At 64.9% G+C, this 6,378-nt stretch carries 8 protein-coding genes and 2 pseudogenes; 5 read left to right on the top strand and 5 right to left on the bottom strand.

Annotated features, from left to right (window positions below):
- The 3 genes and pseudogenes from KO516_RS24085 to KO516_RS06395 all read right to left on the bottom strand — a co-directional run.
- Positions 1-204, bottom strand: a 204-nt coding sequence (locus tag KO516_RS24085; RefSeq protein WP_252737446.1) for a hypothetical protein, incomplete at its 3' end; no start/stop codon positions are given.
- Positions 205-210: 6 nt separating this feature from the next.
- Positions 211-462, bottom strand: a pseudogene (locus tag KO516_RS24710) (transposase); the annotation flags it as partial.
- On the bottom strand, positions 366-626 hold the full coding sequence (locus tag KO516_RS06395; protein ID WP_216002963.1) for a hypothetical protein: 261 nt from the start codon (positions 624-626) through the stop codon (positions 366-368). The pseudogene KO516_RS24710 and the gene KO516_RS06395, both read right to left, overlap by 97 nt.
- A 277-nt stretch (positions 627-903) precedes the next feature.
- Here KO516_RS06395 and KO516_RS06390 point away from each other — a divergent pair, with 277 nt between their 5' ends.
- The 5 genes from KO516_RS06390 (at position 904) to KO516_RS06370 (ending at position 4,576) form a co-directional block, all read left to right on the top strand.
- The gene (locus KO516_RS06390) at positions 904-1,200 is read left to right on the top strand and encodes a tripartite tricarboxylate transporter permease (protein ID WP_252737445.1); all 297 of its coding nucleotides are present in this window, start codon (positions 904-906) and stop codon (positions 1,198-1,200) included.
- On the top strand, positions 1,182-1,463 hold the full coding sequence (locus KO516_RS06385) for a hypothetical protein (RefSeq protein WP_216002959.1): 282 nt from the start codon (positions 1,182-1,184) through the stop codon (positions 1,461-1,463). The genes KO516_RS06390 and KO516_RS06385 overlap by 19 nt, the downstream gene beginning before the upstream one ends.
- 189 nt (positions 1,464-1,652) lie before the next feature.
- The gene (locus KO516_RS06380; protein WP_252737444.1) at positions 1,653-2,477 is read left to right on the top strand and encodes a DUF1403 family protein; all 825 of its coding nucleotides are present in this window, start codon (positions 1,653-1,655) and stop codon (positions 2,475-2,477) included.
- Positions 2,478-2,479: 2 nt separating this feature from the next.
- Positions 2,480-3,082, top strand: coding sequence for an SMC-Scp complex subunit ScpB (locus tag KO516_RS06375; RefSeq protein ID WP_216002958.1), 603 nt, complete (start codon positions 2,480-2,482; stop codon positions 3,080-3,082).
- A 189-nt stretch (positions 3,083-3,271) separates the two neighbouring features.
- A complete protein-coding gene (locus KO516_RS06370; protein ID WP_216002957.1) occupies positions 3,272-4,576 on the top strand; it encodes a replication-associated recombination protein A in 1,305 nt (434 codons plus the stop codon).
- A 338-nt stretch (positions 4,577-4,914) separates the two neighbouring features.
- On the opposite strand, the pseudogene KO516_RS06365 reads toward KO516_RS06370, so the two are convergent.
- Both KO516_RS06365 and KO516_RS06360 read right to left on the bottom strand, forming a co-directional pair.
- A pseudogene (locus KO516_RS06365) lies at positions 4,915-6,128 on the bottom strand (IS3 family transposase).
- 43 nt (positions 6,129-6,171) lie between these two features.
- Positions 6,172-6,378, bottom strand: a 207-nt coding sequence (locus KO516_RS06360) for a transposase (protein WP_216002816.1), incomplete at its 5' end; no start/stop codon positions are given.

Genomic DNA, 6,378 nt, shown 5'->3' with positions numbered 1-6,378 from the left:
CGACGTCAAAATTTCGAACCGCCGGGCGATCTCCCGCTCCGCCCGGACGAGGACCAGCAGTGCGGCATCGAGAGCCTTAGCTTGACGCTTGCACAGCTCAATCCGCTCGTCGATCTGATCCCTGACCAGGCCGAGCGACGCCTGCGACCTTCGGCTTTCTAGGGCGAGGCGCTCCTGAACCATCTGCCGCCGTGCAACGGTCATTTCCGTGATCCGTGCCACCACATTGGACGGCGGTTCGGTCTGAGCCGGCTCCATGACGACAGCGAACCGGGCAAGAACCTCTGCGTCGATCTCGTCGGTCTTGGCAAGACGGCCAAGGACATCCGCAAAACGCCGGGATCGGTATGGATTGATGATCGCGACTAGAACACCAGCAGCGTGTGCAGACAGACATGCGCCGCACGATGGTATCGCCCCGTCGCCTCCATCACCACCAGCTTGGCCGATACCGCCAAGCACCGTGTTCGGAGCTTGTGGATTCTGGCTGTATCATTCTCGACCCGCAGCCGCTGCCCGTCAGGGTGCAGGAACACGTCGAGCCAATTCTTGCTGACATCAATACCGACCACGACGGCGGCCGGACTGCTCCTGCCAGGCGGTGCCTTTCCTCTCATGCGGGACATCAAGGACTCCCCTTCATCTGGTCAGGACCAAAACCTATAAAGGGGACCGACCCAGCTTTCCCACGGCCCTGAAAAGCCCAGGGGAACTACGGCCCGATCCCCACCCAGACATCCCACATTGCAGGCGCTCCGGGGAGACGTTCCGCGAACGGTGACGTCCTACTGGGAAAAATAAGAGGGGAGGTCCGTTCACACCCTGATGTGTGCAGCAGAGCCGCTTGGCTGCTTCGGGCTCAGCTGCGCGGTGCTAGTGGCCGGAGACGACATGCTCAAGGGCATGGCGGCGCTGATGATCGGGCTTCTGATTGCCAGCGTGGGCATGGATTACACCACCGGCTATCCGCGTTTTACCTTCGGATCCTGGGCGCTTCACGAGGGCATTTCCTTCATCCCGGCGCTGATTGGTATGTTCGCGCTGCCCGAAATCCTGCGGTTGCTGTCGCAGAAGGACTGCGCGCGCAGGCTGCCCGACGTCGCGCCCGGGTCTGCGATCTCGAAGATCGCGGCGGCTGGCCGGCGCCACTGGTGGCCTGCGCGGCGCGCATCGGTGATGACATGTCCGGTCTGCTGGTGATGCTGGGGCTTGGCGCGCTGGCGGCGATCATGAGTGCCGCTGGAATGCCGCTGGCGCCGGTGGTTCTGGGCATCGTCATGGGCAAGATCGTCGAACAGACGCTGATGCAATCGCTGATCAGCACACAGGGCGATCTTCTGGCCTTTTTCGACCGCCCCGCGTCGATGGTGCTGGGCTGCCTGACACTGGCGCTGTGGGGAGGCGTGCTGATCAAGGCGGCGCTGCGATTGTGGGTGAGGGCGGCGCCGCGTCAGGCGCAGTGATCCGCTGCCCGGGGGATGTGTGCTGCCTTTGACAGAGCGCAGCGGGCAGGCGCCTTGGCGATACGCATGGCATTGCCCCTGATGCAAAGGGCGCGGCGGTTCTGGCGGAATACACTGGCCAAAGCGCCGTGCCTGGCTAGGATGAAGGTCATGAAATCAACCTCGACCCCCTCGCCCCTCCCTTGGCCTTTGCCGCGCGCCATGCCGGGCTGGCTCCCCGGCGGCGGTCAGGACATTGAAGCAGCGGGTTTTTCCAGCGGTGCGGCACTCATGCTGCTGCATCTTACCTTGCAGGTCAAGGCTTTGCCCGACGCGCTCTTGCGCGAACGCCTGTCCCTGCGCGCGGCGCAGCTTGGGGCCGCGATGACGGGCCGCCGGGAACAGGCAGCAGAGATTCGCGACGAAATCATGCTGCTCAGGCCTGGAGATACGCCCGGCCCGGCAGGCGCGCTTTTGCTGGACTGGCGCCGGGCCACGTCTCGCCCCGTCAGGCTGATGACGCGCGCCAAGCTGCCAACGGATCAGGCCGCGCGCGACGCCACACCGGTGGCCCGGGCTGCCCAGGTGCTCGAGGCGGCGATCGCCGAGGCGCCCAAAGCCGAGACCGCCGCATTGATCCGGGCAGATGCCGAGCTGGCGCGCGCCATGGGCTGGCAGCATGTGGTGCCGATCCTGGGGGCCAGCCTCTCTGGGCGGGCCCTGCGCCAGAGCGGCGCTGATCTTTTGCTGCGCTGCCATATGGCGGTTCGCCAAGGGGCGGGCGAAGCGTACCGGCAGGCGCAGGAGCTCACCCGCGCCGCCCAGGCTCTGCGCGCTGTGGCGCCCAAATTGCGCTCCCGGGCCTCGGCTCAGGCGGTCGAGATATTCCTGTCGCGCGATGCGGTCTCGCCCGGCGGAACGCTCTCGGGCCTGATGAGCGATCGCGCCGCAAGGCGGTTCTGTGACCGTCTCGTCGAGCTTGGCGTTGCGCGCGAGCTGACTGGCCGCAGCACTTTCCGACTCTACGGGATCTGAGCATGCCGAAATCCACAACCGCAGCGTTTGACCGCAATCTCGATGCGCTGCCCGAGGCCTTGCGCTGGCGGGAATGGATGCGCCGGATCGAGGCGGTGCTCTTTGCCTCGGCATCGCCGGTGCCGCGCGCCGATCTGGCGCGGGTTGTGGGGCAGGGGGTCGCGGTGGATCTGCTGATCGACGATCTTGCCGCCGAACTCGAAGGGCGACCCTACGAGTTGGCGCGCGTCGCAGATGGCTGGATGTTGCGCACCCGTCCTGCCTATGCCGCGGTGATCCGCGAGGCGGCTGATGTGGGCGCTCAGGAGACTGACCTGCGCACGTTCGATCTCGCGGTGCTCGCGGCCATCGCCTACCATCAGCCGGTGACCCGGGACGGGCTGAGGGAGATCTTCGGCAAGGAGGTCAGCCGTGATCTGATCGGCCGGCTGCACGACCGGGGGCTGATCGGCACCGGGCCGCGCAGCCCCCAACGCGGCGCGCCCTACACCTATGTCACGACCGACAAATTCCTGGTGAGCTTCGATCTGGAGACCTTGCGCGATCTGCCGGATATGGAGCAGTTGCAGGATGCCGGTCTGACCGGCGGCGCAGGGGGGGCATGAAACCCGCCTACGGCGCGGTGCTGCGAGCAACGCCAGAGGCATGGTCGCGCAAGGGGCCTGCCGCCGCGCCGGGCCGCGTTGCACGGTCGCGCGATCCTTTGCGGCGCGGCGGGGCATTTACCAATTGCGCGTTCAGCGCATAGACCGGCACAAACCGCGTGCATGCGCCTCATATCGCAGGAGCCTCCATTGTCCGATCTCTTCGACGCCGCGCCCGTGCAGGGCCATGTCCCGCTTGCCGCCGCTCTGCGGCCGCAGACGCTGGAGGATGTGATCGGGCAGGGGGCCATCACCGGGCAGGGCACTATCTTGCGCCGACGGATCAGCGCTGGCGCCCTTGGGAGCCTGATCCTCTATGGTCCTCCGGGTGTCGGCAAGACCACCATCGCGCGCGCGGTGGGCAACATGCTTGGCAAGGAGTTCCGCCCCCTGCATGCGACCCGCGACGGGGTGAAGGAATTGCGCAAGATCGCCGACGAGGCGCGGATTCGCCCGCTGCTGATCTTCGTCGACGAGGTGCACCGGTTTTCGGCCACCCAGGCCGATGACCTGCTGTCGATCTGCGAAGAGGGCACGGCGGATTTTGTCGGCGCCACCACGGGCAACCCCTATCACGCCCTGCCGCCGGCGCTTGTCTCGCGCTCGACGATCCTCAAGCTAGAGCCGATGTCGATCGATGACATGGAGGAGGTGGTGCGGCGCGGCCTTGCCCATCTGCGCAAACAGGGCAGCGATGTCGAGATGTCCGATGCGCATATTCGCCTTGTTGCGGGGCGTTCGGGGGGCGATGCGCGGCGCGCGCTGACAACGCTTGAAAGCCTGTGCCTGGGCCACCCCGGCGGCCGGGTGACGATCACCGAAGCCATGCTCGAGGAAGCCTATGCGTCTGCCGCGGTCAACCATGACCGCTCAGGGGATCAGCACTATGATGTGGTTTCGAGCTTCGTCAAAAGCATGCGCGGCTCGGATGCGGATGCCACGCTCTACTGGCTGGCGCGGCTGATCCACGCCGGGGAGGATCCGCGCTACATCGCGCGCCGCATCATGGTCCACGCCTCCGAAGACGTCGGCCTTGCGGACAACAGCGCTTTGCAGACTGCGGTTGCGGCCTCCACGGCAGTGGAGCGGATCGGCTACCCCGAGGCAAGGATCATCCTGGCCCATGCGGCGCTGCACGTGGCGCGCGCGCCAAAGTCCAACTCGGCTTGCCGCGGGATCGGCGCCGCCCTGGAGCTGGTCGAGGGCTCCGCACCGGTGGTGGTGCCAAAGCATTTGCGCGACACCCATTACGCCGGTGCGGCGAAGCTCGGCCATGAAGGCTACCGCTTCCCGCATGACGACCCGCGGGGCTGGGTCGAGCAGGACTATGTGCCAGGTCTGCGTCCGGGCAGCCTGTACCAGAGCGACGCGCGCGGCAGCGCCAGCTTTGAGGCCCGGGCCGACCGGTTCTGGGAAGACCTCACCGGGCGCCGCGTGGCGAAGACATTTCCCTGAAGGCTTTGGGCGACAGCCCGCAAGCCGCAACGCTGCCGTCTGGGCCAATCCCGTTCCGCCGGATCTGGCGGCCTGTCGCGATGATCCGGCAGAATTTGCCTATGGCCACATGGATTGCGCTGCAGCTGTCGGCCCGGACCAAGGCGAGATGACCGGGGCCTGTTGATAGGTTCTATCGCACAAATCGGGTTAAGGACGTTCTTCCCCTCACCCCAGACGGATTGAGCCTACGGGCACAGTGACGGGTATGCCAAGCGCAGTGTCGCAGTTCAGCACAGAGGTGGTCCCGGTTTTTCGACCAGTTTGCCGCCGGGCTAAGCTGTAGCATGGGTATCATGTCAGGCGCCGCTTTCAGGTTTCGGGGCTCGGCTACCATAAGCCTCGTCCGGCGTCAGCGGCCCGTGCGATGAGTGCGGGCGTTTTCGTTGTCGTAGGTAATCCAGGCGCCGATCCCATCGCGGGCTTCAGAGCCGGTTTCGAAGGCGTTCAGATAGACGCATTCGTCTTTCAGGGACCGCCACAAGCGCTCGATCATCCGATTATCGATCCAGCGCCCGCGCCCGTCCATCCATTGCCCGGCAGGCGATTGCGAAGCAATCTGCCGAGAGGGGAGATCTTCACCTTGGCGTCGTACAGCACGTCAGTGAAGTCGGTGCTGGTGAACTGCGGGCCTTGATCGGAGTTGAATATCTCTGGCGGGCCGTATCTGGCCAGCGCCTCCTTCAGCGCCTCGACACGGAACCCGGCATCCATCGAATTCGACAGCCGCCAACTCAGAACCTTCCGGCTGTGCCAGTCCATGACCGCCACGAGGTACAGGAAGCCCCGGCGCATCGGGATATAGCTGATGTCCGGGCACCAGACCTGATTGGGTCGGGTGATGGCCAAGCCTTTGAGAAGGTATGGGTAAACCTTGTGCTCAGGGTGTTTCTTGCTCGTCTTCTGCTCTTGGTAAATCGGCACCAGACGCATGAGCCTCATCAGCCGCCGCACCCGATGGCGCCCGCATTTGTGCCCCTCTCGCTGCATGTGGCGGGCCATCTGACGCGAGCCGTACCGTCGCCCATTAGACTTGAACCAATGGCGCCTCAATGGGCAACCGTTTCCAAGAACTGCCGGTCGATGACTTTCATGAACGCCAGGTTCTCGGCGCTTTCCCCGCGCGGGTGAGAGTAGAGGCTGGACCGTGCCAGCGACAGCAGGCTGCACTGCCGCCGAACGCTGAGATCGGGATGGTCCTGCTTCACCGTTTTCTGCCTCCAGTGCCGGGGATGAGACTGGAGGCTTCCGATAAAAAATCCCGTTCCAGGGCCAGCTAGCCGATCTTGGCGTGCGGCTTCTCGACATCCTTCTCGGAAATCGCCGGCTCGGCCGATGCGGCACCGCCAAACGCCGATGCCATGTTCTCGATCGCCGTTCTCTTCCAACCGCTGATCATTGTGGGGTGGACGCCGTACTTCTTGGCCAGCTCCGCCGTTGTCAGCTCCTCGCGGATGGCCTCCAACGCCACCTTCGCCTTGAACTCGGCCGAATAGCGTTTCCGCTTCGTCATCTGGGTCGTTCCTTCGTCAGTCGCTACAGCTTAGGGTCAGGATTCATAACCAATAGATGACTAGAGCCGCGAGAGCGATGGCGGAGAGGAACACCTTGGGACAGCGATCGTAGCGTGTCGCCACCCGCCGCCAGTCCTTGAGCCTGCCGAACATGATCTCGATGCGGTTGCGCCGCTTGTATCTGCGCTTGTCCCTTGCCCGGCAGGGCATTGCAAAGCAATGTCCCGAGAGGGGTACTTGACCGGTGTC

Origin of the sequence: Citreicella sp. C3M06 (assembly GCF_018860705.1) — a bacterium.
GTDB lineage: Bacteria > Pseudomonadota > Alphaproteobacteria > Rhodobacterales > Rhodobacteraceae > Salipiger.
This window is presented reverse-complemented; position numbering and strand designations above follow the sequence as displayed.

Bases quoted from the DNA above. Each gene is read 5' to 3' on its own strand.
- KO516_RS06395 (WP_216002963.1), bottom strand. From the start codon at position 626: ATGTCCCGCATGAGAGGAAAGGCACCGCCTGGCAGGAGCAGTCCGGCC.
- KO516_RS06390 (WP_252737445.1), top strand. From the start codon at position 904: ATGGCGGCGCTGATGATCGGGCTTCTGATTGCCAGCGTGGGCATGGAT.
- KO516_RS06385 (WP_216002959.1), top strand. From the start codon at position 1,182: ATGTCCGGTCTGCTGGTGATGCTGGGGCTTGGCGCGCTGGCGGCGATC.
- KO516_RS06375 (WP_216002958.1), top strand. From the start codon at position 2,480: ATGCCGAAATCCACAACCGCAGCGTTTGACCGCAATCTCGATGCGCTG.